This window comes from Streptomyces sp. CA-243310 (assembly GCF_050936775.1).
In the GTDB taxonomy this organism is placed as follows: Bacteria; Actinomycetota; Actinomycetes; order Streptomycetales; family Streptomycetaceae; genus Streptomyces.
Window position 1 is genome coordinate 424731 of sequence record NZ_JBNJMF010000003.1, and the last position, 25360, is coordinate 450090.

Sequence of the window (25360 nt, forward strand, 5' to 3'; positions counted from 1 at the left end):
GGCGGGTCGTGCCGTGACGAATGCCTCCCGGTTCGGCCCGCCCGGCCCGCGGTCGGACGCGGCGACGTCCCGCCCGCGCGGGGCCTTCGCGGGGCGCCGCCCCGGCGCGCCGACGGCGCACCGGCACCCGAAGGCCGTCATGCGTGGGTGGCCCCTGCGAGGGCTGATCTATATTGGTCGGGCTGTCCGCCCGTTCCGCTGCGATGAACAGACAGCCGGAGTCGCTCCGAGGGGGGACGATGCGTCACACCGCGGGGTAGACCCGGCACCGTCATGAAGATCGGAACGGTCGGCGTGGTCCGAGGGCCATTCCCCGAGCCGTCTCCGCGGCGGACGCACGCAGTGGCTTCGGATCCGTCACCCGCGCGGTCGCCGTGCATCTCCCGGTGGAACGGGACAACTCGACGAATGGCTTGCACGTGCAGAACGACAGACTCAGGCCTCGTGGTGCGACCATCACGGGTCAACCCGTCGACCAGGGACCGGGGTCCGTCGGCCTGTCCGTGGTCATTCCGGCCTACCTGGAGGAGGAGCGGCTCGCTCCGACCCTGGAGGTGGTCCGGGCCTACCTCGACGCACACGTCGGCAGCGGCCCGGAGGACTGGGAGGTCATCGTCGTCGACGACGGTTCCCCGGACCGGACCACCGCCATCGCGCTGAAGGCCGGTGTTCAGGAGCACCGGATCCGGCTCGTCCGGTCCGAGGAGAACAAGGGCAAGGGCAGCGCGCTGCGCCTCGGAGTGGGCACCTCGCTGGGCCGGCGGGTCCTGGTGATGGACGCGGACCTGTCGACCCCGATGGAGGAATTGGCCGGGTTGCAGAAGACGCTGGCCGACGACCCGCGGCTCGCCGCCGCCATCGGCTCGCGCGCCCACCGCGATTCCACCGTGGAGCGGCAGCAGAGCGCGCTGCGCGAGGTGCTCGGCTGGACCGGCAACCGGGTCATCCGGCTGGTGGCCGTTCGCGGCATCCGCGACACCCAGTGCGGATTCAAGCTGTTCGACGGGGACCAGGCCCGCGCCGCCTTCGGCGCGTCCCGGCTCGACGGCTGGGCCATCGACGTGGAGATCCTCCAGTACTTCCGCCGCAAGGGGTGGCCGGTGGCCGAGGTACCCGTCCGCTGGGCACACCAGGACGGCTCCAAGGTCCGCTTCCCGGACTACGTGCGCACCCTCGGTGAACTGGTCCGCCTCAATGCCCGCGGCATCCTCGTGGCCGCGCTGTACCTGTTCGCCGCGTTCTTCCTCTACAAGGGGTTGTGGGCGGATCCGGACGGGGCGATCCTCGCCCATTCCCTCCAGGACCAGAACCAGTGGGAATGGTTCTTCGGCGTCACCGCGGACAATGTCGCGCACCTGCGGAACCCACTGTTCACCGACTTCCAGAACATGCCCGACGGCGTGAACCTGATGGGCAACACGGTGATGCTGGGCCTGTCCGTGCCGCTCACCCCCGTCACGCTGCTCTTCGGGCCCACCATCACCCTCGCCCTGGTGTTCACCCTCGGCATCGCCGGGACGGCCTGGGCCTGGTACTGGCTGATCCACCGGCGGCTGACCGAGAAACGCTGGGCGGCGGCCGTCGGCGGGGCCCTGGCGGCCTTCGCGCCGCCGATGGTCTCGCACGCGAACGCGCATCCGAACTTCGTCGTCCTCTTCATGATCCCGGTCATCATCGACCGGGCCCTGCGGCTCTGCGAGGGCAGGAACGTCGTCCGCGACGGCATCCTGCTGGGACTGTTCTCCGCCTACCAGGTATTCCTGGGCGAGGAGCCGTTCCTGCTGGCGGCGATGGGCATGCTGATCTTCGCCCTCGTCTTCGCGCTGTACGACCGCGAGAGCGCCCGCACGGCCGTCCGGCCGCTGGGCGAGGGACTGCTCATCGCCGCGATCGTCTCCGTGCCGCTGGTCGCCTTCCCCCTGGCCTGGCAGTTCTTCGGGCCGCAGAGCTACCACTCCGTGCTGCACGGCGAGGGCGGCGCGGGCAACCCGCTGGGCGCCCTGGCCGAGTACTCGGCCCGCTCGCTGTTCGGCGACGCCGAGACGGCCGGCAGGCTCTCGCTGAACACCACCGAGCAGAACGCCTTCTACGGCTGGCCGCTGATCGCCCTGGCCGCCGGGATCACCCTGTGGCTGTGGCGCCGGCCCGTCGTCCGCGCCCTCGGCCTCACCGCCCTCGCCGCGGCCGTGCTCTCCCTCGGCCCCCAGGTCCGGATCGACAAGTTCGATGTCACCCTGCCCGCCCCCTGGGCGCTGCTGCGGCACCTGCCCCTGCTCGAATCGGTCATCGAGGGCCGGGTGGCCATGGTGTGCGCGCCGGTCCTCGGCATGCTGATCGCCCTGGCCCTCGACCGGATCCGGGACCTGCGGGCCCGCGAACACCGCGTCGTCGGATACCTGGCCGTGGCGGCGGCGCTCGTGCCGATCCTGCCGCTCCCGCTCGTCACCGCGGACCGCGAGCCCGTACCGGCGTTCATCGCCGAGGGCCACTACAAGGAGTACCTGGAGGACGGCCGCTCCCTCGTCCCGGTGCCGCTCCCCGACCCCGGCTCCGCGGCCGCGCTGCGCTGGCAGAGCGGCACCGGCTTCGGCTTCAAGCTGGCCGGTGGCTACTTCAACGGCCCGGACGGCCCCGACCGCGTCGGGATCTACGGCGCGAAGCCGCGCATGCTGTCCGACCTGCTGCGCGACGTCCGCTGGGGCGCGGCCGGCCCCTCGGAGATCCCCCCGCCGATGCGGGACCAGGCCCGCGCGGACCTCGCCCACTGGAAGGCGGGCCTGATCGTCCTTCCCGTGACCCAGGAGCGCGCCCCCGAGCTGCGCGGCACGCTCACCGCCCTGCTCGACCAGGAACCGCGCAAGGTCGCCGACTGCTTCATCTGGCAGGTCGCCTCCTCCTGACCCGTCGGGCCCGTCGCCCGCCCGGACCACCGTCACACCGCACACGACGGCGGGGCCCACCCCACCCGGGGGCGGGCCCCGCCGTCGTGTGCGCGGACGGGCCGCCCGCGCACACGACGACACGTGTGGCAGGCTCGTCCCGGCCGTGCAGAAGACCGAGGGGTGTCGAAGTGGAACGCGACTGGCTGTCCCGCCGCAACGTGGAGGCGGAGCGCGCCGCACCGGGCGGCTTCGACCTGGAGCAGTGCGTACGCGAGCCGATCCACCTCCTCGGCGGCGTCCAGTCCTACGGCGCCCTGCTCGCCGTGGACCCGGCCGACGGCCGGATCGAGGTCGCGTCGGACAACCTCGCCGCCCTGCTGGGCCTGCCGCCCGAACCGCTCGTCGGCACCCCGGTCACCGGGATCGTGTCGCGGGAGGACTTCCGGGAAGCCCTGGAGAGCACCGAGGGACCGGACGGACCGGCCGGCATCCTGCCCGTGGTCATCGCGGTCGACGGCCGGGACCGGGACTTCGACCTGTCGGCGCACCGCCGCGACGGCCTGCTCGTCCTCGAACTGGAGCCCCGCGACGCCACCGAACGCTTCGACTTCACGGTCTTCTACCAGGGAGTGCGCCGCGCGCTCGCCCGCCTGCGGTCGGCCGGCTCGGTGACGGAGTGCTGTGACATCGCGGTGCGCGAGGTGCGACGCCTCACCGGCTTCGACCGGGTGGTCGCGTACCGGTTCGACGGTGACGACGGCCCCGGAGAGGTGGTCGCGGAGGCCCTGGCGCCCGGCTGGGAACCCTGGCTCGGACTCTGGTTCCCCGCCACCGACATCCCGCCGCAGGCCCGCCGGCTCTACCTGGAGAACTGGATCAGGGTCATCTGCGACGTCGAGGACGACTCCGCGCACCTGGTCCCCGAGGCACGGGCGGCCACGGGACGGCCGCTGGACCTCTCCGGATCCGCGCTGCGCACCGTGTCCGGCTTCCACCTGGAGTACCTGCGCAACATCGGGGTGCGGTCCTCCATGTCCGTGTCGGTCGTCCGCGACGGCCGACTGTGGGGCCTGATCGCCTGCCACGGCGGGACGCCCGCGGTCCTGGGCCCGGAACTGCGCTCCGCCTGCGAGCTGTTCGGGTCGGCGTTCTCGCTCCGCCTCGACGTCATCGAGGAACGCGAGCAGGCCCGCTCCCTGGAGTCCGCCCGCCGGGAACTGACCCGGGCCGCGCACTTCCTCGACCCGGCGCCGGCAGACGAACTGCCCGCGCACCGCGCCGCCCTGGAAGGTCTGCTGGCCGCCGACGGACTCCTCGTGTCGCGCGGTGGGAAGACCACGGGGACCGCCCCGCACCCGGACGTCGCGGACCACCTCGCGCGCCGGGCCTGCGAACTCACCCCGGGCACCGTCTGGGCCACCGATCGCCTCCCCGAGGAACTGGGGTCCGAGGAACGCGACCCGGCCGACGGCGCCACCCCGGCGGGCGTGCTGATGATCCCGCTCGGGGGCGGCGACTTCATCGCGTGGACCCGCCACGAACGGCCCCTGCCGCGCCAGTGGGCCGCCGACCCCGCCACCCCGGTCCGCACCGGCCCGCGCGGCGAACGCCTCACCCCCCGCGGCTCCGGTGCCGTGTTCAGGGCGACCGTACGCGGACGCAGCCTGCCCTGGACCCCGGTCGACCTCGGCGTCGCCCGCGAGCTGAGACAACTCCTGACCGGCCTGGTCCTGCGGCACGCCACCGCGCTCGGCCGGCTCAACGAAGAGCTGCGCATGACCAACATCGACCTGGACTCCTTCGCGCACGTCGCCGCGCACGACCTGAAGGAGCCCCTGCGGGGCATCTCGAACGCCGCCACCTTCATCCTGGAGGACGCCGGACCGAACCTCGACGAGCAGACCGTGCGCCGGCTCCACACCATGCACCGGCTCACCGGCCGCATGGACGAACTCCTGAACTCGCTCATGCACTACGCGCGGCTCGGCCGCTCGGGCCTGCGCCGCACCCGCACCGACCTCGACGTCCTCCTGGACGCCGCCCTGGAGATCGCCGGACCCCGCCTGGCGGAACAGGACGTCCGGCTCGTACGGGCCGCCTCCCTCCCCACCCTGGACGCCGACCCCGACCGGGTCGTCGACATCCTCGTCAACCTCCTGGTCAACGCCGCGAAGTACGCGGACCCGAACCGGCGGGAACGCCGCGTCGAGGTCTGCGTCGTCGACGCCACGCCCCCCGGATCCGACCGTGCCGAACAGGCGATCACCGTCGCGGACAACGGCATCGGCATCCCGCCCGACCGTCACGACGAGGTGTTCGACCTGTTCCGCCGCCTGCACGGGCCGTCGGAGCACGGCGGCGGCACCGGAGTCGGCCTCGCCGTCGTCAAACGCGTCGTCGAACGGCACGGCGGACGGCTGTGGCTGGAGAGCGCCCCCGGCGAGGGGACGACCTTCTTCTTCACCCTCGGCGCGGCCGACGCCGATGTCACTCCGGGTCGGCCGGGGTGACCGGTCGGTCCTGCCAGTAGTCGACCGCGCCCTTGAGGACCGTACGGAACAGCTCGAAGTTGACCGGCTTGTAGATGTAGCTGTCCGCGCCGGCCGCGTAACTGGCGTCCACCTCGGTGGGCGCCGTCGACGAGGTGAACACGACCACGGGCACCCGGCCCAGCGACGGCTGCGCGCGGATCGCGCCCAACACCGCATGGCCGCTCAGTCCCGGCATGTTGAGGTCCAGCAGGATCAGACCGGGCAGCCGGTCGGCACCCAACAACTCCTCCACGACCCCGTCCCCGCGGTCCCTGAAGTCCAGTGTCAGATCGGGGTGGGAACGCCCCAGGGCCCGCTCGATGGCCTCCGCGTCCTCCTGCGAGTCCTCGATCACCAGGACCAGCGCACGGTCGATGGGCCGGACTGCGTCGTCTGCCTGGTTCATGCGCCTTCTTCCACATGCGCCGTCAACACCGCGGTGTCGTCGGCGCCGCTCGTGCGAAACAGTTTGGCCTCGGCCGTCAACCGCGCGGCCGACGCTCCCGGGTCACCCTCCCCGGACCGTGCCACCGCGTCCGGCAGGAAGCCCTCGAAGAACGTCCCCTCGGCGTTCCGGGCCTCCGTCAGACCGTCGGTGAACAGTACAAGGCCGTCCCCGGGGCCCAACGCCACGTCCACCGCCGCATAAGGCACCGAGGGCAGCACCCCGAGGAGCATTCCCGAGACGCGCACCTCCTCCACGGTCCCGTCGGACCGCCGTACCAGGGGCGACGGGTGCCCGGCGCCGGCCACCGAGGCCACGTACCCGCAGGGAGCGCGCCGCAGCACCGCCACGGCCGCGGTCACGAACCGGGACGTCCCCTCCCTGACCAGGGACCGGTTCAGCCGCGACAGGGCGCTCCCCGGATCCGTGCCGTCCTCCAGCAACGTCCTGAGGGTGTGTCGTGCGAGACCGGTGAGCGCCGCGGCCTCCGCGCCCCGGCCGCACACGTCGCCGATGATCAGGGCCACTCCGTCGGCCGTGACCACCGCGTCGTAGAAGTCGCCCCCCACGTCGAGCATGCCGTCCGACACCTCGTACGAGGCGCTCAATCGCAGCCCCTCCACCTCGGGGAGGGCCTGCGGCAGCAGGTGCCGCTGCAACGACTGCACGTGGCTGCGGCGCTGTTCGTACAGCGTGCTGGTGTCGATGGCCAGCGCGGCCCGATCGGCCAGGTCGTCCAACAGCCGTACGTCGACCGTCCCGTCGTCACGCCGGTAGAGGAAGGTCATCGTGCCGAGCACACGACCGCGGGCCCGCAGCGGGCTGACGCTCACCGCTCCCACGGAGCGGCCCGCCCCCCGGGCTCCGACGCCGAAGGGTCCGCCCGCCAACTCCGGGCCGCCGAGCACCACGCCGTCACGTCGGCGCCGGACGAGCCCCAGGAGGTCGGCGAGCCAGGGGTCGTGCCGCGCGGTGTCGGCGATCCAGGCCTGCTCCACCGCGGCGACGTGCGCGGACGCGCTGGGCACCAGCCGGTCGCCCGGTCCCGACAGGTGGATCATGCAGCCCTCGGCGAGCGCCGGGACGGCCAGTCGGGCCACCCGCCCGAGGGTCTCCTGCACATCGAGATTGCTGTCCATCTGGAGGGACGCCTCGGCGAGGAAGGCGTCGCTGACCTGCCGCCGCTCGTGGCGGTGCTCCTCCAGGATCCGCCGGTTGCTGGCCACGAGGATCTCGCACACCTGGACCAGCCTGGCCCGCAGCGTCGCGTCGGCGTCCACGCCGGGGGCGAGCCCGACCGTCAGCGTGGCCCGGTCACCCGTGTCCAGGGCGAACGCGCACTCCAACGCCGAGGCGGCGCCGGCCGGCCGCAGCACGCCGAGCGTCCGCGGGCCCGCCGTCGTGTCCCTCTCCGGGTCGTACGTGCGAAGGGTCGGCCTCCCGTTCGGGAATCCGCCGGCGCCGGCGTCGGGGCCCGGGTCGGTGAACTCCCCGTCGGTCGGCTCCGCGATGGACGGCGCGGCGTCGCCCGCGGACAGGTACCGCACATACCGGATCCGGTCGCCGCTCCAGCGCGCGCCGACGACCGTCACGACTCCGGGCTGGTCGCGCAGCACGCGGTACAGCCGGTCGGCCAGAACGGTGACGTCCGGGACCTCGACGGCGGCGCACCACAGGGCGTGGAGGTCCGCCGCCCAGTCGTCCGACTTCGCCGCCCCGCTCGTTCCGGGGGCGCCGTGCCCCTGCTCGCCCGCCCGCACCGTGTGATCCCACTCCTGAATCCGCCGGGCACCGCCGCCGGAAACCCCTCGGGCACAGTACGCCAACAGGTCCGCCCGGGGCGTGATCGCCCGCCCGACGGCGACGCGAGCGGACCCGGCCGGCCGCCGACGGGGCGGCCGGCCGGGCCGGTCACGCGGGTGGTGGCGCCGTGGGTCAGCCGGTGGCGGCCGGCGCGGCGGGGACGGGGTCGCTGTTCCACTCGCCCTTGGTGGCCTGCCACGCCTCCTCGTCCGCGCCCCTGCGCCAGTAGCCGGACACCGACAGCGAAGAGGGCGCGAGGCCGCGGTCGACCCGCAGGTGGCGGCGGAGCTCCCGGACGAAGTGCGCCTCGCCGTGCACGAAGACCTGCGGCGATCCGGCGGGGAACTCCAGCCCGGTCACCGCCTCGACCAGAGCGTCGCCGACGGGCCGCGCCCCGCGGTGCAGCCAGGTCGTCTCCACCCGGGCCGGCGAGGCGAGCGGCTGCTCGTCCGCCGGGCCGTCCACCTCGACGAACGCACGCACCACGGCGTCCGCGGGCATGGCCTCCAGGGCCGCCGCGATGGCGGGCAGGGCGCTCTCGTCCCCGGCGAGCAGGTGCCAGTCGGCCCCGGCGTCCGGGGCGTAGCCGCCACCCGGGCCCGAGAAGACCACCTCGTCGCCCGGTCGGGCCGCCGCCGCCCAGGGGCCCGCCACGCCGGAGGTGCCGTGGACCACGAAGTCGATGGTCAGCTGCCCGGTCCCGGCGTCCCACTCGCGCACGCTGTACGTCCTGGTCCGCGGCCATTCCTCCCTCGGGTGGTCGCGGCGGATCGCGGGGATGTCGGTGGGGTCCGCGTACTCCACGCCCGGCGGCGGGAAGTGCATCTTGACGTAGTGGTCGGTGAACCGCCCGGCGCTGAACTCGCCGAGTCCTTCGCCGTGCAGGACGATCCGGACCATCGCGGGTGCGATCCGCTCGGTCCGCAGGACCCGCCCGCGGTGGACGACCCTCTTCCTCGGTTGTGCTTCAGGCATTGCCGTTCCTTTTCGATGGTTCAGCCGGCGACGGGCGCGGAGTCCGACGCGGCGGCCTGTTCGATGGCGATGTGCCGGCGGTTGATCATGGGGCCGAGGGCTCCGACCGTGAGTGAGGCGCCCACACCCGCCACGGCGGCGATCCACCAGAGGACGGAGGGACCTGCGTGGGCGTAGACCGCGGTGCCGGCGGTCAGCGCGGTGAACCGGGCGATGCCGCAGGCCCACTGGAAGGCTCCCTGGTAGCGGGCCCGCGCGTCCTCCGGTGCGATGCTCTGGATGATCGACGAGTGCAGGCCCCCGAGGGACGCCTCGCCGAGGGACCACAGGGCCACCGTACCGGCGTACGCCCAGGGGCTGTCGGCGACACCGGTCAGCGCGACGCCGAGGGCGACCAGGACGCTGGCCGAGACGTAGACCGGCAGCGGCTTCACGTCGGCGAGCACGGCCGTCGCGATCGGCTGCAATATGACGACCAGCGCGGCGTTGAGCGCGAACATCATGCCGAGGACGGTGGGGGAGAGGCCGTCGTCGCGGATGGCGAGCGGCAGGCTCGCCTCGATCAGGCAGTAGATCGCGACGGAGACGGCGAACAGCGGCAGCAGGCCCCGCATCAGACGGTCCCGGTAGACCACGCCGTAACCGGCCCCGCCGGCGCCGGCCTTGGGACCGGCCGCCTTCGGGCCGGTTCCCCGGGGCAGCATCGTGGCGGCGATCACCGCGTAGACGAGCGAGGTCGCCGCGTCCACCGTGAACAGCAGCCAGTACCCCTTGGTGGCCAGGAACCCGCCGAGCATGCCGGCGCCCGCGGTACCGATGTTGACCGCCCAGTGGACCAGCGAGAACGCGGCCCGGCGCCGGTCCTTGTCCACCGCGTCCGCGACCAGCGCGGAGGCGGCCGGACCGACCAGGCTGCCGGTGACGCTCAGGAGCGCGGCCGTCAGCATGAGGCTCAGCAGGTTCGGGGCGACGAACAACAGGCCGTGCGAGGCGGCGACGCCCACCAGCCCGATGACCATCGTCGCGCGCCGGCCGCTGCGGTCGGCCAGGAAACCGCCGAGGAGCGGGCCGACCAGGTTGCCGGCCCCCAGGGCCCCCAGCACGTAGGGGACGTCGGAGGTGCTGATCCCGCGCGATCCCAGGTAGTAGACCAGGAAGGGGGTGACCATGAAACCGAGTCGGTTGACGATCGTGCCCGCGAAGACGATCCAGGCTGTGCGGGGCAGCCCACTGAAGGTGGAGAGCATGTGCCGGATCCTCCCGCCGCTGTACGCTGAAGGCCATTGATTAAGAAATGCTTGAATCCATGGGGTGGTTGTCGTGGCGGAGCTGACGTTCTCGGCAAGTGACCTGGCGCAGATGCGGTTCGCCGTCTCCCCGATGTGGGAGGTCGTGACCAGCTTCCGGTTGCTGCGCTCCGGCCTCGCCCACCCCGTCCACGGGCCCTGGGTCGAACAGGTGCGGCCACGCGTCGAGGCGGCGGGCCTGGATCGGGGCTGGCTCGCCGAGCTGATCCCGCCCGCGCGCTACCTCCCCGACTTCCTCACCCCCGCGCCCCCCGGCGCGGCGCCCACCCTCGCGGAGGAACTGGTGGCGATCCGGGAGGAGCCGGACGAGCTGGTCCGCCAGGACCTCGACCACCTGGAGAAGCACCTGAGCTCGCGCGGGCCCCGGTTGCGGGCCCTGTACGCCGAGCCGCGGCCCCAGTTGGCGCGCGTCTGCGAGGAGATCGAGGCGTACTGGGAACTGGCGCTCGCCCCCTACTGGGCCCGCATCCGGACCGTGCTCGAAGCGGACGTCTTCCACCGCGCCCGGCAGGTCGCCGAGCACGGCGCCGGCCGCCTCTTCAACGAGCTGCACGTATCGCTGAGTTGGGTGGACAACGGGCTGCGGATGGTCCGCCGGCAGCGGACCCTGTCCCGCAAGACGGCGGGAGCGGGTCTGCTGCTGGTCCCCTCGGCCTTCGCCGGACCGCGCGTCCTGACCCGCGTGAGACTGCCCGACCCACCCCAACTCGCCTACCCCGCCCGGGGGATCGGCCCGCTGTGGGAGTCCCGGCCCGTCGCCCGGACCGATGCCATCGCCGCCGTGCTCGGCCGCTCGCGGACCCTGTTGCTGACCGAACTCGACGCCCCGGCGTCCACCACCGAACTGGCCCACCGCACCGGCATATCCACGGCCGGGGTGTCCCAGTACCTCACGGCGCTGCGCGACGCGGGACTGGTCAGCGCCCACCGGGCCGGCCGCTCGGTGCTCTACGCCCGCACCACCGTCGCGGAATCCATCCTCGCCGGCGCCCCCACCTGATCGACAAGCCCCCAGGACCGAGAGGACCGACCGACCACCCATGGAACCCGACCCCCTCGCCACCCACCTCTCGGCCGTGGTCGGGGACGCCCACGTGCTGACCGACCCGTCGCTGCGCACCTCCTACGAGAGCGACTTCACCGGCCGCTGGGTCGGCCGGTCCCGGCTGGTGGTGCGCCCCGCCGACACCGCCCAGGTCGCCGAGGTGATGCGGCGGTGCCACGCGGCAGGCGTCCCGATCGTCCCGCAGGGCGGCAACACCGGCCTGGTCGGCGGCTCGGTCCCCGACCCCTCCGGAACCGAGGTCGTCCTCTCGTCGCGCCGCCTCACCGCACTCGGCCCGATCGACGTGGCCGCGCGCCGGGTCACGGTCGGCGCGGGCGTCCCGCTCGCCGCGCTGCGGCGGCACGTCGCCTCGCGGGAGCTGGAGTTCGGGGTCGACCTGGCCTCCCGTGACTCGGCCACCCTGGGCGGCATGATCGCCACCAACGCGGGCGGCGAACGCGTCGTCCGGTACGGCACCACGCGCGCCAACGTCGTCGGACTGGAGGCGGTCCTCGCCGACGGCGGCGTCCTGGACCGGCTGGCCGGTCTGCCCAAGGACAACACCGGCTACGACCTCACCGGCCTGCTGGTCGGCAGCGAGGGCACCCTGGCCGTCATCACCCGGGCCCGACTCGCGCTGGTCCCGCACCTGCCCCGACGGGTCACCGCCCTGCTCGCCCTCGACTCGCTCGACGCGGCCGTCACCCTCCTGACGGACCTGCGCCGCCTCGAATCCCTCGAACTGGTCGAGTTCTTCACCGCCGACGGCCTGGCCCTCGTCCTGGACAAGAGCGGACTGGCGGCCCCCTTCCGAACCGGCCATCCCGTCTACCTGCTGGTCGAGTGCGCGGGCCGGCGCGACCCCGCCGAGGAACTCGCCGACGTACTGGAGAAGGCGCCCGCACGGGAGGTGGCCGTCGCCCGGACGGCCTCCGACAGCCGCCGGCTCGCCGCCTACCGCGAACGACACACCGAGTCCCTGAACGCCGCCGGGATCCCGCTGAAACTGGACGTCACCGTCCCCCTCGCCGATCTCCCCGCGTTCGCCGCCGAGCTGCCCGCCCTGCTCGCCGGCCGGGCCAGGCCGTACCTCTTCGGACACCTGGCCGAGGGCAACGTGCACGTCAACCTCCTCGACGTCGCGCCGGACGACGAGGAGGCGGTCACCGGGGCCGTGCTCGGCCGCGTGGCCGCAGCCGGCGGCAGCATCAGCGCCGAACACGGGATCGGCCGGGCCAAGTCCCGCCACCTGCACCTCACCCGGTCCGCCGCGGACATCGCGGTCATGCGTTCCGTGAAGGCGGCCCTGGATCCCGGCCACCTGCTCAGCCCGCACACCCTCTTCCCCGACCGCGACTGACGCCCCGAGGGCGGGGCCCGACCGAACGGCGCCACCGCATGCGAAGGCCCCCGACCCCGTGTCACCACGGAGTCGGGGGCCGACGGGCCCGCAGGCAGGGTCAGGCGCCGGACCCTGCCGTCTGGTGGAGCACCCCGCCCACGTGCGCCCCGTTCACCACGTTCACCACGACGTCCCCGGCGGCTTCCGGGATGGCCCGGACACTGGCGCCGGTGAAGCCGTTGACCCCCGTGACCACGCCCCACACCGGCCGGAACCGACCCAGGGTGCCGTCCTCGTCCACGGGCACCGACTCCAGGACGGAGCGGATCCTGCGCTGGATGACGTACGGGCTCTCCAGCGCCAAGGCGACCTGCTCCCGCCACTGCTCGGGCGTCAGGTCGTCGGACCAGCCGAGCACGACCCCCTTGCCGCCGGACAGCGAGGTCGGCTTCAGCACCAGGTCCGTCTGGTGCTCCACGGCGTAGGAGACGAGGTCGACGCGCTCGCCGTTCTCCAGGGTCACCAGACCCGGCCGGACCATCCGCGTCCAGGGCAGGATGCGGTCCAGACTGGCCAGCTCCTCGGCGCTGAACAGCCCGCGGTTCTCCTCGTCCGACAGCATCGCGAGGGCGCCCTTGCTGGCGTACGCCGTGGTGTCCAGCGGGGTGAAGATCTTGACCTCGCCCCGGTTCGCCGCGTCGAACACCGGCGCGGTGAGCTCCTCCGCCCCGGGAGTCAGCAGGTCCCGGATCAGGAACGTGCGCACGATGATGTCCACCGGCTTCCCGCCGAGCCACACCCGACCGTCGCGCACCTCCAACTGCCCCAGGTGACAGGGGGAGGCGTCCAGGCCCAGTTCGCCCCAGCGCTCGCACAGCTGCGTCATGTACGGGATCTCGTCCTCGAAGACGCTCGGCCACTCCGTCAGGGCGACCACCGGTCGGTCCCCCGGGGCGAACCCGCTCTCCACCAGGATGTTGTTGACCTGCTCGCGCAGCGAGTCCATGAAGGTGAGCCCGTGCCGTTCGGCGAACTCCGCGAGCACCGGGTGCGCGAGCAGCTCACGGCACACGTCCACGTTGTCCATGCCGCCGACCGCGCTGCCGATGTTCAACTCCAGCAGCTTGAAGCCTGCCTCGTCGCAGATCAGGTCCGCCCGGGTCTGGCGGGTCATCCGCGTGCCGCGGTTGCGCATGACGGCGGCGACCTGCACCTCGTTCAGGCCGCCCGCGCTCGCGAACGCCGCGAAGTCCCCGCCGAAGAGGCGGTCGGGGAGACTCGACAGGGCGTTCAGCAGGTTGTCCAGGTCACCCGCGAGCCGGGTGTGCTCGTCGCGGCCGAGGAACAGGGGCCGCGAGAGCCACTGGCCCATGCCGTTGGGCTTGTCGCTGTTGAGGATCTTGTTCTGCGGCAGTCCTCCCAACAGCTCGCTCGTCTTCAGGTTGCCGCCGGCCAGCTCGGCCAGGTACTCCTCGGTCAAGGCGACGCGATCCATGCGAACCTCTTTCTGACTTCTGTGCGATGTGGGTCGATTGGTTGTCAGGTGACGACCGGCGTGCGCCGATCGGCCGTGCCGGCTCCGGGGCCGCCGCGGCGTTCAGCGGCTCGCCGTGGCCGCCTTGCTCTCGACGGGCGGCGCGGGAAAGGCGACGACGTCCGGACGCAGGGAGCGCTCGACGCGCAGGAGCAATCCGGCGCCCAGCAGGGTCGTGGACGCGACCAGCACCCAGGGCAGCCGGCCGTCGAGGGTGATCAGGGCCGTGAACAGGGTCGGCGCGAGGGCGTACGCCAGGGACCAGGACAACTGGTACCCGGCGAGGTACCGCCCGCGCAGTGCCTCCGGCGCCGCGGCCTGGGCCAGCGCGCCCGAGAAGGTGCTGTGCACCATCTCGCCCACCGTCATGACGATCACGGCCGCCAGCAGCCCGGCCAACAGCACCTGCACGTTCTCCGGGCGCAGCGTGCCGAGCACGATCTGCCCGATGAAACCGGTCCCGAACAGCGCCGCCCCGGCCGCCGCCGCCCGGGTACGGGTCGTGAACCGGCGCCGGGCGAAGGCGGCGACCGGTACGGAAACGGTGGCACAGAGCGCGGTGTTGACGACGAACGCGACACCGGTGAGCCCCTGGGGCAGGTGCAGCCAGTCGACGGCGTAGACGGGCAACAGCACGCTGAGCGAGGTGTATCCGAACGCCACCAGCAGGTTCGCGAGGGTCAGCGTCAGGAACGGGCGGTCCTTGGCCACCAGCCGGTACCCGCCGCTCTTGTCGGCCCGGGACCGGGCGGCCGGCACGGTGATCGGCGTACGCGCGGCCAACACCGCCGCGACGAGGAAGCTCGCCGCGTTCAGGAAAGCGGCGGCGATGTAACCGGAGTCCCCCGACGTGGCGATGAGCAGCGACGCGATCAGGGTGCCGATGCCCAGCCCGGCGTTGCCGAGGCTGCGGCTGAGCGCCTGCATCCGGTCCCGGTTCTCGCCGTCGACGAGTTCCCCGATCCTGGCCTGCAGGGCGGCGGGGAAGGCCCGGGTGCCGATCGCGGCCACCATCGCCACCGCGGCGAAGGCGGGCAGCGAGTGGGCGAGCGGGAAGCACGCGAAACTGAGCCCGCGCAGGACGTACAGGAAGAGTTGCACCCTCCGCGCGCCGAAGCGGTCGACGGCGATGCCCGCCACCGGCAGCGCGGCGATGCCGATCAGCCCGGTGACGGTGAGCACCAGGCCGATCAGCGCCAGCGGCAGTCCGGTGACGTGGAGGAAGAACACCAGGCTGAACGGGACGTACATCCCGTTGCCGGTCGCGTCGATCGCGATCCCGGCGGCCAGGGCGCGCTCACCGGGAAACCGAGGGCGCAGGAAGGACATGGATCTCCAAACGTGGGGTGCTGTGGCGGGAGGGGACCGCCGGCCGAGACGTCTCAGGTGATGTCGTAGAAGCCGTCCCCGTCCATGTACCGAGCGGTCAGCGCGTCACGGGCCACGGTGCTCGCGGTCTCGTGCAGCAGGTACACCCGCAGCGGGAACGTCCAGTCGTCGACGGACCGGAAGACGGGATTGCCGGGGGTGACGCGGAACAGCACGTCGTGGAAGCTCTCCAGCGCCCGCAGTTCTGCCATTCGGGGATAGCCGACGAGCTCCCCCTCGGCCGGCGAGACCATGTTGACGACCCGGGCGTGCCGGTTCACCTCGTAGCCGCTCTCCCACCGCCGCGCGAACCGCTCGGGATCGACGCAGGCGTCGACGGTCCAGTCCAACTGGCTCTCGCCGATGGCCGCCTCGACCGGTACGTGCACGTCGGCTCCGCAGACGCGGGTGCCCGTCTCGACCAGCCGCGGGCCCCGGGGCGTCAGCTTCAGCTCGGTGTGCGCCGGGCCGTTGCGGATGCCCAGGGCGTCGAGCACCAGCAGGGTGTGCTCCACCAGCTGTTCCTGCTCGACCCCGTGACGTGTCATCAGCTCGGCGCCGGCCGGCAGGTCGCGCACGCCGTTCGCGCTGAGGTGGTGCATCTTCCAGATGTCGCTGACGTAGTGCCGGCCGTCCAGGCTCACCGTGTTCACGATGTACTCGCTGCCGACGAGGTACTCCTGCGCCAGCACCGCGTGATTGTCCTGGTCCAGCGCGCTCGTGCTGCCGAGCAGCGCGTCGAACGCGGCCCGCACCTCCTCGACGGTGTCGCAGAAGTGGACGCCGTCGCTGCCCGCGCTGCTCACCGGCTTGAGCACCACACGGGCGTCGGCCTTCTCGTACCACCGCAACAGGGTGTCCAGGTCGGCGGCCAGCACCTGGTCGGTGCCGGGGACTCCGGCCTCCCTGACCGTCTCGATCATGCGGTACTTGTCGCGGCGGGCCGCGCTCAGCGCGGTCCCGTTGCCCGGCAGGCCGAGCTCCTCGCTCAGCCGGTCGGCGAGGACGACCGCCCGCTCCACGCCGGGCACCAGCGCCTTGGGGGCGTGCGCGGCGATGGCCGCGGCCGTCCGGGAGACGTTCCCGTCGTGGACGATGTTGACGACGAAGTCCTCCGGCCGGAAGCTCCGTTCGTACGCGGGCGGGATCGTGGGGGTGCTCTGCACGTGGACGCAGGCGTAGCCCCGGGCCCGGAACAGCGGCGCCAGGCAGCGTGCGCTCGCGTACGCGTCGACGATCACGACCGTACGGGGAACGGTGTCACCACTCATTACTTACCTCAGCTGTGGATGTGGACGTGTGACGGAGCCGCGTCAGCCGACCGGCCTGGTCCTGATCTCGATGGCGGCGACCGTCTTCTCGCAGCGGGCGACGGCCTCGGCGGCATCGGCGCCGACGGCGATCACATGGCCGCAGACCCGGTCCACGGACCAGGTGAGCGGGGGCACCACGGTCCCGGGCACGGCCTGGACGGCGAGGGTGACGCCCTCCTCCACCTCGGTCGGCGCCTCGACGTCGGTCACGACGCCCGGCTCGGCGAGCAGGAAGCGGATCGCCGCGCCCGCGGTGGCCTCGGGGACCTCGGGCTCCCACGCCTCCAGGCCGAGCGGCACCGCCACCGCGGCCCGGACCAGGTCCACGCCGTAGGCCAGGCGCACCAGTTCGGGGATGTTGTCGCCGCCCGCCCGGTTGTGCGACTCGATGATCCGCAGACCCGCGTCGGTGATCATGATCTCGGTGTGCGAGGGCCCTTCGACCAGGCCGACCGCGTCGAGCAGTCGTCCCGTCAGGTCCACGATCCCCTGCCGGGTCGCCTCGTCCACCCGGGCCGGGACGGAGTGACCCGCCTCGATGAAGCCGGATCCGCCCTCGCCGAGCAGCTTGTCCGTCACCGCGACGACCGTGTGGACACCGTCCTGCGAGAAGCCCTCGACGCTGACCTCGTGACCGGACAGGAACTCCTCGGCCAGCATGCGACCGCGCCCGACCGCCTCGACCCTCCGCCAGATCTCCGGAACCCGGGCGGGCCCGTCGACCCGGTGGACGTCGCGGCTGCCGCCGTAGTCCAGCGGCTTGATCATCACCGGGCCCGCGAGTTCGGTGACGAACTCCAGCAGCTCCGCCTCGCTCTCCACGACACGGAAGCGGACGGGGGAGAGACCCACCTCGGCCAGCCGCTCGCGCATCGCGGCCTTGTCCTTGAGCAGCCGGACGGTCCTCACCGAGTTGCCGCCGAGGCCGAACTCCTCGTTCAACCGGGCGGCGGCGACCAGACCCAGCTCGGCGGGCGAGAAGAACCGCACCACCGGCTGCTCGGCGAACACCTTGCGACCGGCGGCGACCGCCGCCTCCTGGTCGACGAGCGGAGTGTCGACGACCTGTACGCAGAACGCGGCGGCGGCCTCCGGGTCGTACACGCCCGGGGTCTGGATCAGCACCACCTCGCAACCGAGGTCGGACGCGGACTTCAACACACTCGGTCGGCCGCCCAGCAGGGCGATGCGCGGAGCCATCTCGGAACCTTCCAGGGGGAGCGGTGTCGTGGGAGCCATGCGTCAGCCCCCGATGAGGGTGACCGTGTCGCCGAACCGCATCAGGTCGCGGTACGACTCCGCGCGGCCGTGCCGCATCGTGCGCAGCACGGCGATGGCGCTCTCGGAGTCCTCGCCCTGCACGATCGAGCGGTCGTCGCCGACGAGCTTGGCGGTGATGATGACGTGCTTCTCGATGTCCTGGAGGTCGGCCTCCAGCAGGGCGTCGCGCGCGGCGGCCAGTTCCGGATCGGCCGCGGCCAGCTTCGCGAACGGCTCCGCGGACACCTTGATCAGGTTCCGCATGGCCTTGCGGAAGGCCTTGTGTTCGGGCTGCGTACGGCCGGTGAGCGCGACCGGGCAGGCGGGCGCGGCCATCGTGGGCCGGACCACGGCGCCGTAGCAGGCCGCCGACATGTCCCCGGAGTGCAGCATCGCCGCGGTGAAACCGCGCACGAGCACGATGGCCTCCTCCACGGCGGCGAGCGCCGTGTCGCGGTCCAGCGCCTTCAGGGCGGTGATCGCCCGCGAGACGGCGTCCGCCGCCGCGAGGTTCAGGACGAAGTAGAAGTGGTGGGTGATGACCCACCGGGTCAGCTCGTCCGAGCCCACGGCGTACGGGGCGCCGACCTCCGCCGCGTCCTCGCCGGTCGCGGACGGCGCGGCGGGGGCGCCGTCGGCCGCGAGCAGACCGCGCAGGATCCGGACCATCGACAGGACCACGGCGGCCTGGTCGTTGAGGTCGAGCCGGGCCACGCGCAGGTCGGTGAGCGCCCGGGCGACGATCGTCGTCACCTCGGAGACGAGTCGGGCGTCGTCGATCGGCGCCGTCCTGACCCCGAAGTACTCGTGGTTGGGGACGATCGGCGTCAGCGCCGCGGCGTCCATGGGCGCGACGCGGGCCTCGGCGGCGAGCCGGTGGACCCTCTCCACCGCCGCGTCCATGGCCGCCTTCGCGGCCGGGCTCGCCCCCTGCGGGTCGAGCAGCGCGGCGTGCAGGTGCGTCAGCTGCTCGATCGCGGCGGTCAGGGCCGTCTCGACCCGCTCGGCGGGTCGGGCGGCGGCCCGCACCAGGTTGTTCGCGGGAAGCACCACGATGGGGATGTCAGGGCAGGCAGCAAACATGTCGGTCACCTCAGAACGTTCGGAATTGCCGTGGGGAAGGCCGGGCGCCGGGCCCGCGGGTGTCAGGACGGCGCGGCGAAACCGCGGGCCTCTTTGAGGAACTGCCCCAGATACCCGTCGTGCGGCAGGAACGGGTCCTTCCACCAGCCGGGGACCCTGCCGTGCAGCACGGTGCGGACACCGGGGGACTCCAGGGCCTCGGCGACGAGCGCGGAGTCGTCGGTGAGCAGAGTCAGGGCCAGCGAATCGTCCAGCGGGCCCACCCCCTCCGAGCGCCGCCAGGGGGCCACCCACACGCAGGGGAAGGGGAGTTCGGTCGCCAGCCCCGGATGGTCGGAGCGGTCCACGCACATCACGGCGGGACGCAGCGCCACCGCGTCCGCGGCGACGAGCGGCAGCGGACCGTCCTCGTGGTGGCGGGCGACCAGGTCCGGCGCGCCCGCCGCGGCCAGGTCGAGGGCCGCCCGCAGGCCTTCGCCCTCCCGCCGCGGGCGTACGGGCAGGACCGCCCGGTCGTCGGTGACGGGGTGGGCCGGGAGCGCGGCAAGCCGCTCCGCGAGGGCCTCGGCCAGTGCCCGGTGATCACCCGACGTGAGGACGGCGGTGGTGTTCGTGCAGCGCACGCCGCCGTCCGCCGAGATCTCGGCCACGAGGTGGTCCAGGGTCGCCTCGTCGAGCGGACCGTCCACGAGGATCTTGCTGCGGCCGGGGCCGCGCACCAGTACCCGGTCGTTGCCGCGCAGCCGGGCCACGGTGGACTCGCTGCCGTAGACCAACGAAAGGTCGGCGGTCTCCACCAGGGTGTCGGCGGCGGCGTGGGGGCCGGGCAGCAGGCTGATCCAACCCGGCTCCAGACCGGCCTCCAACAGCGCCCGCACCAGCCGCAGCGGGGTGAACGGGTCGCGTGCCCCGGGGCGCACCAGGACCTTGTAGCCCATGGCGAGCGCCTGGAGCCACGCGCCGTGCGTGGCCGGGTGGTTGCTGGGGGCCACGACGCCGAAGACGGAGCCGCGGCGTACCCACCGGGCGGTGCGACCGGCCCCGACCGGCGCCTGCCGGTCGACGACCTCGCCGAGCCGCGCGCAGTCGTCGCCGATGCGGCCGAGCGTCCGCCGGGCCACGTCGACGGGGACACCGGAGGCCAGTGCCTGGACCCGGCAGTACTCCTCGGGCGCCACTCCGCCCAGCGTGGCCGAGCCGAAGAGGGCACCGGCCTTGGCGAGCACCGCCAGGCGTTCGTCCGGTGCCATGCGCGGAGCCCGGCGCATGGCCTTCACGGTCAACCTCGTCACCAGGGCGGGCGCCTCGTGGACCGTGGCGAGCGGGACGCCGTCGACGCCGTTCAGGACGCGGGTGTCCCGGGAGGTCCGCTCCCGTCCGTCCCGGAGCACGGGTATGGCGAGCGTCATGTCAGACCAACTCCTCGGGTACGGGCCGGGCGAGACCGGCCGTCCGGATCGCCCGGGGGGCAGCCCACGGCCCCGGCCCCGGTGGGGGCGGTGGCCGTGGACCCGCCGGTCATGCGAACTCCCTGCGCGTACGGGCTGTTTCGGGGCTTCGGGAGCCTCAGAACTGCCATCCGTCGAAGACCACGGCACGCGACGGGGCGGCCTCCACACCGGCGACCTTGATCGGAAGCGCCATCAACTGGACGATCGGGTTGGTGATCTGGTCGAGGCTCTGGATGTTCTCCAGGATCGGGATGCCCGCGGCCAGCAGACGGCGGTGCACCTGACCGCTGCGGTCGTCGGGACGCTCGGTGATGCAGTCCATGCCGACGAGGGTCGCGCCGTTGTCGACCATCCAGTCGGCCGACGACAGGGTGAGGTACGGGGGCTTGTCCCAGTAGTCCTCGCGGCCCAGGTAGCGGTTCGGGTGGTCGGTGCGGATGAGCAGCCGGTCGCCGGGCTGCCACACGTCGCGCAGCGCCTCCTCCAGGTCCTCGCCGGTGACCGGATCCAGATCCCGCTTGTGCGACAGATCGGCCACGCACGCGCGGCCGACGAAGGTCTCCAGGGGGACCTCGTCGATCTTCTCGCGGTCCTCGAAGAAGTGGTAGCCCGACTCCACGTGTGTCCCGTTGTGCGGGAAAATCTGCAGATCCGAGAATGTCCGCCCGCCCTTGGCCGGGTCCGTCTCCGGGGTCATGGCCCGACGGATCCCGAATTTCGGGTACCAGGGGGCGTCGTAGGAGGGCATGCCCTCGTGCCAGCCCTGGCTAATGTCAATCATCTTCACGATCTACTCCATTGATCAAGCGGCGTACATCTCGGCTCCCGCTCTCGCGGGAACATTGCGGAAGCTAGCACAGCGGTCGGCGAGGCAATGGCGGTGAGCCATGTCGCTTAAGTGACCAAAGGGGAAAGTCCCGGATGTGCTGTCGCCTTCACCGCGGCATGACTTTCTACCACAGCGGAAGGGGCCGGACTACAGCCTGCCAGGCACTTCTTTATGGATTTGACGCTTCCATTTGTGTGGGCCCCAACCCCGTTGTCTACGAACGTTTCCGGCCATGAACGCCCGCTGTCCTGAAACAAGTTACGGAGGAGCGGGCTCCATTTTTAGCGGGTTGCTCGTCCAAATATCTGTGCGCTAGCCTCGCCGCAATCTGAAGTGCGAAATCCCGGCGATTGATCCCATGGAAGGCGTCATCGTGATTGTGGTATTGCGTCCGCACGCAACGCGTGAAGAGATCGAATCCGTGAAGGAAATACTTCACGCCCATGGATTGTCCGCCATGGAGAGTTCGGTAATGGAATCCTCCATGCTCATCAGTGAGGGAACCGGAACTTCCGAATTGATTTCAATTGTCGAAAACTTGCCGGCCGTGGAGCGCGTCGTCGTGGTCCCGGGCGTGCAGCGACTGACCAGCAGGGTCTTCCGGCCGGAAAATAGCCACGTACGGGTGGGCGCCCTCACGAGTGCCGTCTTCGGAGGGCCGGAATTCGTCGTCATCGCCGGCCCGTGCGCGGTCGAAAACGTGACGCAGATGAATGCGGCCGTCGACACCGTCGTCGGAAGCGGCGCGGTCATGCTCCGCGGCGGCGCGTTCAAACCGCGTACTTCCCCCTACAGCTTCCAGGGGCTGGGACTCGCGGGACTGACCCTCCTCGCGGAGCAGCGCAAGCGCACCGGCCTCCCCGTCGTCACCGAGGTGGTCACGCCGAAGGACGTCGAGTTCGTCGCCGAGGAGAGCGACATGCTCCAGATCGGCACCCGCAACATGCAGAACTTCGAGCTGCTCCGCGAGGCCGGCGCCTCCGGGCGGCCCGTCCTCCTCAAGCGCGGCATGTCCGCCACCATCGAGGAGTGGCTGCTCGCGGCCGAGTACCTGCTGCACGTGGGCAACGGCGACGTCGTCCTGTGCGAGCGCGGCATCCGCAGCTACGACCGCAGCACCCGGTTCACCCTGGACCTCAGCGCCGTGGCCGAGGCGAAGCGGCTCACCCACCTGCCGGTGATCGTCGACCCCAGCCACAGCACCGGAAAGCCCCACCTGGTCGCGCCGATGTCCCTGGCCGCGGCGGCCTGCGGCGCCGACGGCCTGATCATCGACGTGCACACGGACGCGCGCAACGCGATGTGCGACGGAGCCCAGGCGCTCAGTGGTGAACAGTTCGCCGACGTCATGACCCGGCTCACGCCCGTCGTGGAAGCCGTCGGCCGGACGATGGCGCCCACGCGGGCGCACTCCCTCGCCTCGGTCTGACCCGCCCCCTCCTGGAGACAAGAACATGTTGGACGACACCGTCGAGCCCTTCACCGCCGATCTCGCGCCGGACGAGTTCATCCGCGCCGCCATGCAATGGCACTTCTCTCCCGCGACCGGCTCCCCGTACTGGGTGAAGCGCGCCGCGGCGCTGGACTTCGACCCGCTGACGGACATCAGGACCTGGGAGGACCTCGCCCTCTTCCCCGACGTCAGCGAGGAATGGCGGGACATACCCGTCGACGCGCTCGTCCCGGCCGGAATCGGCCGACAGGGCTGGGACTTCCAGGTGTTCGACAGCGGCGGCACCACCGGCCGCCCCAAGCGCATCGTCGAGTCCCGGTCCCGCCGCAACGGCGTCCTGTGGGTCAGCGAGGTCCTCGCCGACCACGGCATGCCCGGCGAGGGCGACGGCCACTGGCTCCACATCGGCCCCACCGGACCGCACATCGTCGGACGCTCCGTCGGCCTGCTGGCCCAACAGCGCGGCACCTTCTGCCACTACATCGACTTCGACCCGCGCTGGGTCAAGAGCAGCGTGAAGCAGGGGCGCGCCGAGGAGGCGGGCCGCTACGTCAAGCACATCCTGGCGCAGGCCCACGACATCCTGGCCACCCAGCCCGTCTCCGTGCTCTTCGCCACCCCGCCGGTACTGGAGGCCATCGCCGCCGACGAGAAACTGCTCGACCTCGTCCAGGACAAGGTGCGCGGCATCATCTGGGCCGGCACCAGCGTCAGCCCCGAGACCCTCAGCGTCTTCGAGGAGGAACTCTTCCCGCAGGCCACCGTCGTCGGGCTGTACGGCAACACCATGATGGGCATCGCCCCGCAGCGGCCCCGCACCGGCGAACCCGACGAGGAACGCTGCGTCTTCGTGCCGTTCCACCCGTTCAGCCGCGTGACGGTCGTCGACCCCGAGAACACCGACACCCAGGTCGGCTACGGCGAACGCGGCCAGGCCCGGATCAGCCTCGTCTCCCGCGACCTGCTGCTGCCGTGGACCCTGGAGCGCGACTCCGTGCTCCGCGTCACCCCGACGTCGAAGTACCCCCAGGACGGCCTGGCCGACGTCCAGCCGCTCACCGTCGAAGGCGGCCCGACCGCCATCGAAGGGGTGTACTGAGCATGGCGACACCCTCCCTGACCGCGCCGCAGTCCCTCACCGTGCCGGACAGCCTCACCGACCCGGCTGCCACGCCGGCGCTCGCCCCGCCGGTCGAAGCCGCGCCGTACGAGCGCGCCCTCGACCACCGCGACCTGGACAGCCTGCTCGCCACGTTACGGCTCGCCTCCGACCGCGCCCGCCACACCGGGCGCCTCACGCTCGCCAGTTGGGCCAAGCCCCTGTCCCTCGGCTCCGCCGTCGACACGTGGCAGCGGGCCCGCCTCCTCACGACGCGCTCGCTGCTGTGGCAGTCCGCCTGGGACGGCGGCTCCGTCGTCGCCTTCGGCAGCGCCCACGACCTCGACGGACACGGCGCCGACCGGGTGGCGGCCGTCCGCGCCGGCTGGACGGAACTCGTCCGCGACCCGGTCTGCGGCGGCGCCGCCGACCGCTCCACGGCATCGGGCGAAGGCCCGCTCGCCATCGGCGGCTTCGCCTTCGCCGCCGCCGGCCCGCGGGGCAGCCGTCTCCCGGACGCCCTGGTGTGGGTGCCCGCGCTACAGATCCGCAGCCTGGCGCCCGCCCGCGGCGCCGCCGACGGCCCCACCCGCGCCGAACTGCGGCTCAACGCGGCCCTGTCGCCCGACGACGACCCCGAGCAGCGGGCCAAGGAACTCGCCGCCCTCGCCGACACCTGCCTGCTGTGGGAACCCGAGCCCGCCCGGGACCTGCCCACCGCCCCGGCCGGCCGTGCCCACACCGCCGTCGAGCTGCCGGCCGCCGAGGACTGGAAGGAACTCGTCCGCCGCGCGACCGGCCGCATCCGTGCCGGCGGGTTCGAGAAGGTGGTCCTGGCACGCGAGTTGCGCGTCACCGCGTCCACGGCCTTCGACGTACCGGACGCCGTGCGCAGGCTGCGCGCGGCCAACCCCGGCACCACCGTCTTCGCCGTCGACCACGACGGATGCACCTTCCTCGGCGCCACCCCCGAATACCTCGTACGGGTCGAGGACCGCACCGTGCACGCGCTCGGCCTGGCCGGCACCACCCCGCGCGGCGCCACGCCCGAACAGGACGAGGTCCACGAACGCGAACTCGTCGACAGCCCCAAGATCCAGCACGAGCACGACGTGGTCGTCCAGATGCTCCGCGACGCGCTCGGCGACTCCTGCGCCGACGTCGACGCCGAGACCCCGCCCCGCGTGGTCAAACTCGCCAACGTCCAACACCTGTCCACCAAGGTCCACGGCCGGCTCGCCGAGGACTCCCCGGCCGGCATCCTCGACTTCGTCGAACGCCTCCACCCCACCCCGGCCCTCGGCGGTCACCCCCGAGAGGCGGCCCTGACCTGGCTCGACGACAACGAGGGACTCGACCGCAGCTGGTACGCGGGAGCCGTCGGCTGGGCCGACCGCACCGGCCAGGGCCAGTTCGCGGTCGCCATCCGCTCCGCCCTGCTCGACGGCCCCACCGCCTCCCTGTACGCGGGCTGCGGACTGGTCGCCGACTCCGACCCCGAGGCCGAGTACGCGGAGACCTGCGCCAAGCTGCGCCCCATGCGGCACGCCCTCGACATCGAGTGAACCCGACACCCCGCCCCACGTCCCGGCCGGGCATCCGGCCGGGACCCCCGACGACCGCCCTCGCGGCCGCCGGCA

Annotated in this window: 18 protein-coding genes; 7 read left to right on the forward strand and 11 right to left on the reverse strand. The window is 72.4% G+C overall.

Annotated elements, in window-relative coordinates; translation table 11 throughout:
- Positions 1-419: 419 nt before the first annotated feature.
- On the forward strand, positions 420-2900 hold the full coding sequence (locus ACQEVM_RS35135) for a dolichyl-phosphate beta-glucosyltransferase (protein ID WP_433086187.1): 2481 nt from the start codon (positions 420-422) through the stop codon (positions 2898-2900).
- 170 nt (positions 2901-3070) lie between these two features.
- A complete protein-coding gene (locus tag ACQEVM_RS35140) occupies positions 3071-5392 on the forward strand; it encodes an ATP-binding protein (RefSeq protein WP_433086189.1) in 2322 nt (773 codons plus the stop codon).
- Here the strand turns inward: ACQEVM_RS35140 and ACQEVM_RS35145 are convergent.
- From ACQEVM_RS35145 to ACQEVM_RS35160, 4 genes are all read right to left on the reverse strand, one after another.
- Entirely contained in the window at positions 5370-5819 is a 450-nt protein-coding gene (locus tag ACQEVM_RS35145; RefSeq protein ID WP_433086191.1) for a response regulator, read from the reverse strand. The genes ACQEVM_RS35140 and ACQEVM_RS35145 overlap by 23 nt on opposite strands.
- A complete protein-coding gene (locus ACQEVM_RS35150) occupies positions 5816-7618 on the reverse strand; it encodes a PP2C family protein-serine/threonine phosphatase (protein ID WP_433086193.1) in 1803 nt (600 codons plus the stop codon). Before ACQEVM_RS35150 ends, ACQEVM_RS35145 begins: the two co-directional genes overlap by 4 nt.
- A gap of 175 nt (positions 7619-7793) precedes the next feature.
- Complete coding sequence (locus ACQEVM_RS35155) at positions 7794-8636, reverse strand: siderophore-interacting protein (RefSeq protein ID WP_433086195.1); 843 nt, start codon at positions 8634-8636, stop codon at positions 7794-7796.
- A 20-nt stretch (positions 8637-8656) separates the two neighbouring features.
- On the reverse strand, positions 8657-9883 hold the full coding sequence (locus ACQEVM_RS35160; RefSeq protein WP_433086197.1) for an MFS transporter: 1227 nt from the start codon (positions 9881-9883) through the stop codon (positions 8657-8659).
- Between the two features lie 82 nt (positions 9884-9965).
- Here ACQEVM_RS35160 and ACQEVM_RS35165 point away from each other — a divergent pair, with 82 nt between their 5' ends.
- Both ACQEVM_RS35165 and ACQEVM_RS35170 read left to right on the forward strand, forming a co-directional pair.
- The gene (locus ACQEVM_RS35165) at positions 9966-10943 is read left to right on the forward strand and encodes an ArsR family transcriptional regulator (RefSeq protein ID WP_433086956.1); all 978 of its coding nucleotides are present in this window, start codon (positions 9966-9968) and stop codon (positions 10941-10943) included.
- Between the two features lie 40 nt (positions 10944-10983).
- Positions 10984-12348: an FAD-binding oxidoreductase gene (locus ACQEVM_RS35170; RefSeq protein WP_433086199.1), complete on the forward strand. Its 1365-nt coding sequence runs from the start codon at positions 10984-10986 to the stop codon at positions 12346-12348.
- A gap of 100 nt (positions 12349-12448) precedes the next feature.
- On the opposite strand, the gene ACQEVM_RS35175 is transcribed toward ACQEVM_RS35170, so the two are convergent.
- The 7 genes from ACQEVM_RS35175 to ACQEVM_RS35205 form a co-directional block, all read right to left on the reverse strand.
- Positions 12449-13825 (reverse strand): hypothetical protein, encoded by a 1377-nt coding sequence (locus ACQEVM_RS35175; RefSeq protein ID WP_433086201.1) that lies wholly within the window; start codon positions 13823-13825, stop codon positions 12449-12451.
- A 102-nt stretch (positions 13826-13927) separates the two neighbouring features.
- Positions 13928-15193 (reverse strand): MFS transporter, encoded by a 1266-nt coding sequence (locus ACQEVM_RS35180; RefSeq protein ID WP_433086203.1) that lies wholly within the window; start codon positions 15191-15193, stop codon positions 13928-13930.
- A 53-nt stretch (positions 15194-15246) separates the two neighbouring features.
- Positions 15247-16503: an ATP-grasp domain-containing protein gene (locus tag ACQEVM_RS35185; RefSeq protein ID WP_433086205.1), complete on the reverse strand. Its 1257-nt coding sequence runs from the start codon at positions 16501-16503 to the stop codon at positions 15247-15249.
- Positions 16504-16545: 42 nt separating this feature from the next.
- Positions 16546-17745: an ATP-grasp domain-containing protein gene (locus tag ACQEVM_RS35190; protein ID WP_433086207.1), complete on the reverse strand. Its 1200-nt coding sequence runs from the start codon at positions 17743-17745 to the stop codon at positions 16546-16548.
- A gap of 42 nt (positions 17746-17787) precedes the next feature.
- A complete protein-coding gene (locus ACQEVM_RS35195) occupies positions 17788-18888 on the reverse strand; it encodes a hypothetical protein (RefSeq protein ID WP_433086958.1) in 1101 nt (366 codons plus the stop codon).
- A 62-nt stretch (positions 18889-18950) separates the two neighbouring features.
- On the reverse strand, positions 18951-20297 hold the full coding sequence (locus ACQEVM_RS35200; RefSeq protein ID WP_433086209.1) for an aldehyde dehydrogenase family protein: 1347 nt from the start codon (positions 20295-20297) through the stop codon (positions 18951-18953).
- Positions 20298-20454: 157 nt separating this feature from the next.
- Positions 20455-21120: a cyclase family protein gene (locus ACQEVM_RS35205; RefSeq protein WP_234350249.1), complete on the reverse strand. Its 666-nt coding sequence runs from the start codon at positions 21118-21120 to the stop codon at positions 20455-20457.
- A 406-nt stretch (positions 21121-21526) separates the two neighbouring features.
- Between ACQEVM_RS35205 and aroF the strand changes: the two genes are divergently transcribed.
- From aroF to ACQEVM_RS35220, 3 genes are read left to right on the forward strand one after another with little or no spacing between them, the layout of a single operon-like run.
- On the forward strand, positions 21527-22597 hold the full coding sequence (aroF, locus tag ACQEVM_RS35210; protein ID WP_433086211.1) for a 3-deoxy-7-phosphoheptulonate synthase: 1071 nt from the start codon (positions 21527-21529) through the stop codon (positions 22595-22597).
- 25 nt (positions 22598-22622) lie between these two features.
- Positions 22623-23720 (forward strand): phenazine biosynthesis protein, encoded by a 1098-nt coding sequence (locus tag ACQEVM_RS35215; RefSeq protein WP_433086213.1) that lies wholly within the window; start codon positions 22623-22625, stop codon positions 23718-23720.
- Positions 23721-23722: 2 nt separating this feature from the next.
- Positions 23723-25285, forward strand: a complete 1563-nt coding sequence (locus ACQEVM_RS35220; protein WP_433086215.1) for an isochorismate synthase — start codon at positions 23723-23725, stop codon at positions 25283-25285.
- The last annotated feature ends 75 nt before the right edge of the window (positions 25286-25360 follow it).

Excerpts from the sequence above, each read along its gene's own strand:
- ACQEVM_RS35145 (WP_433086191.1), bottom strand. The coding sequence starts at position 5,819 with ATGAACCAGGCAGACGACGCAGTCCGGCCCATCGACCGTGCGCTGGTC.
- ACQEVM_RS35155 (WP_433086195.1), bottom strand. The coding sequence starts at position 8,636 with ATGCCTGAAGCACAACCGAGGAAGAGGGTCGTCCACCGCGGGCGGGTC.
- ACQEVM_RS35160 (WP_433086197.1), bottom strand. The coding sequence starts at position 9,883 with ATGCTCTCCACCTTCAGTGGGCTGCCCCGCACAGCCTGGATCGTCTTC.
- ACQEVM_RS35170 (WP_433086199.1), top strand. The coding sequence starts at position 10,984 with ATGGAACCCGACCCCCTCGCCACCCACCTCTCGGCCGTGGTCGGGGAC.
- ACQEVM_RS35175 (WP_433086201.1), bottom strand. The coding sequence starts at position 13,825 with ATGGATCGCGTCGCCTTGACCGAGGAGTACCTGGCCGAGCTGGCCGGC.
- ACQEVM_RS35180 (WP_433086203.1), bottom strand. The coding sequence starts at position 15,193 with ATGTCCTTCCTGCGCCCTCGGTTTCCCGGTGAGCGCGCCCTGGCCGCC.
- ACQEVM_RS35185 (WP_433086205.1), bottom strand. The coding sequence starts at position 16,503 with ATGAGTGGTGACACCGTTCCCCGTACGGTCGTGATCGTCGACGCGTAC.
- ACQEVM_RS35190 (WP_433086207.1), bottom strand. The coding sequence starts at position 17,745 with ATGGCTCCGCGCATCGCCCTGCTGGGCGGCCGACCGAGTGTGTTGAAG.
- ACQEVM_RS35195 (WP_433086958.1), bottom strand. The coding sequence starts at position 18,888 with ATGTTTGCTGCCTGCCCTGACATCCCCATCGTGGTGCTTCCCGCGAAC.
- ACQEVM_RS35200 (WP_433086209.1), bottom strand. The coding sequence starts at position 20,297 with ATGACGCTCGCCATACCCGTGCTCCGGGACGGACGGGAGCGGACCTCC.
- ACQEVM_RS35205 (WP_234350249.1), bottom strand. The coding sequence starts at position 21,120 with ATGATTGACATTAGCCAGGGCTGGCACGAGGGCATGCCCTCCTACGAC.
- aroF (WP_433086211.1), top strand. The coding sequence starts at position 21,527 with ATGGAAGGCGTCATCGTGATTGTGGTATTGCGTCCGCACGCAACGCGT.
- ACQEVM_RS35215 (WP_433086213.1), top strand. The coding sequence starts at position 22,623 with ATGTTGGACGACACCGTCGAGCCCTTCACCGCCGATCTCGCGCCGGAC.
- ACQEVM_RS35220 (WP_433086215.1), top strand. The coding sequence starts at position 23,723 with ATGGCGACACCCTCCCTGACCGCGCCGCAGTCCCTCACCGTGCCGGAC.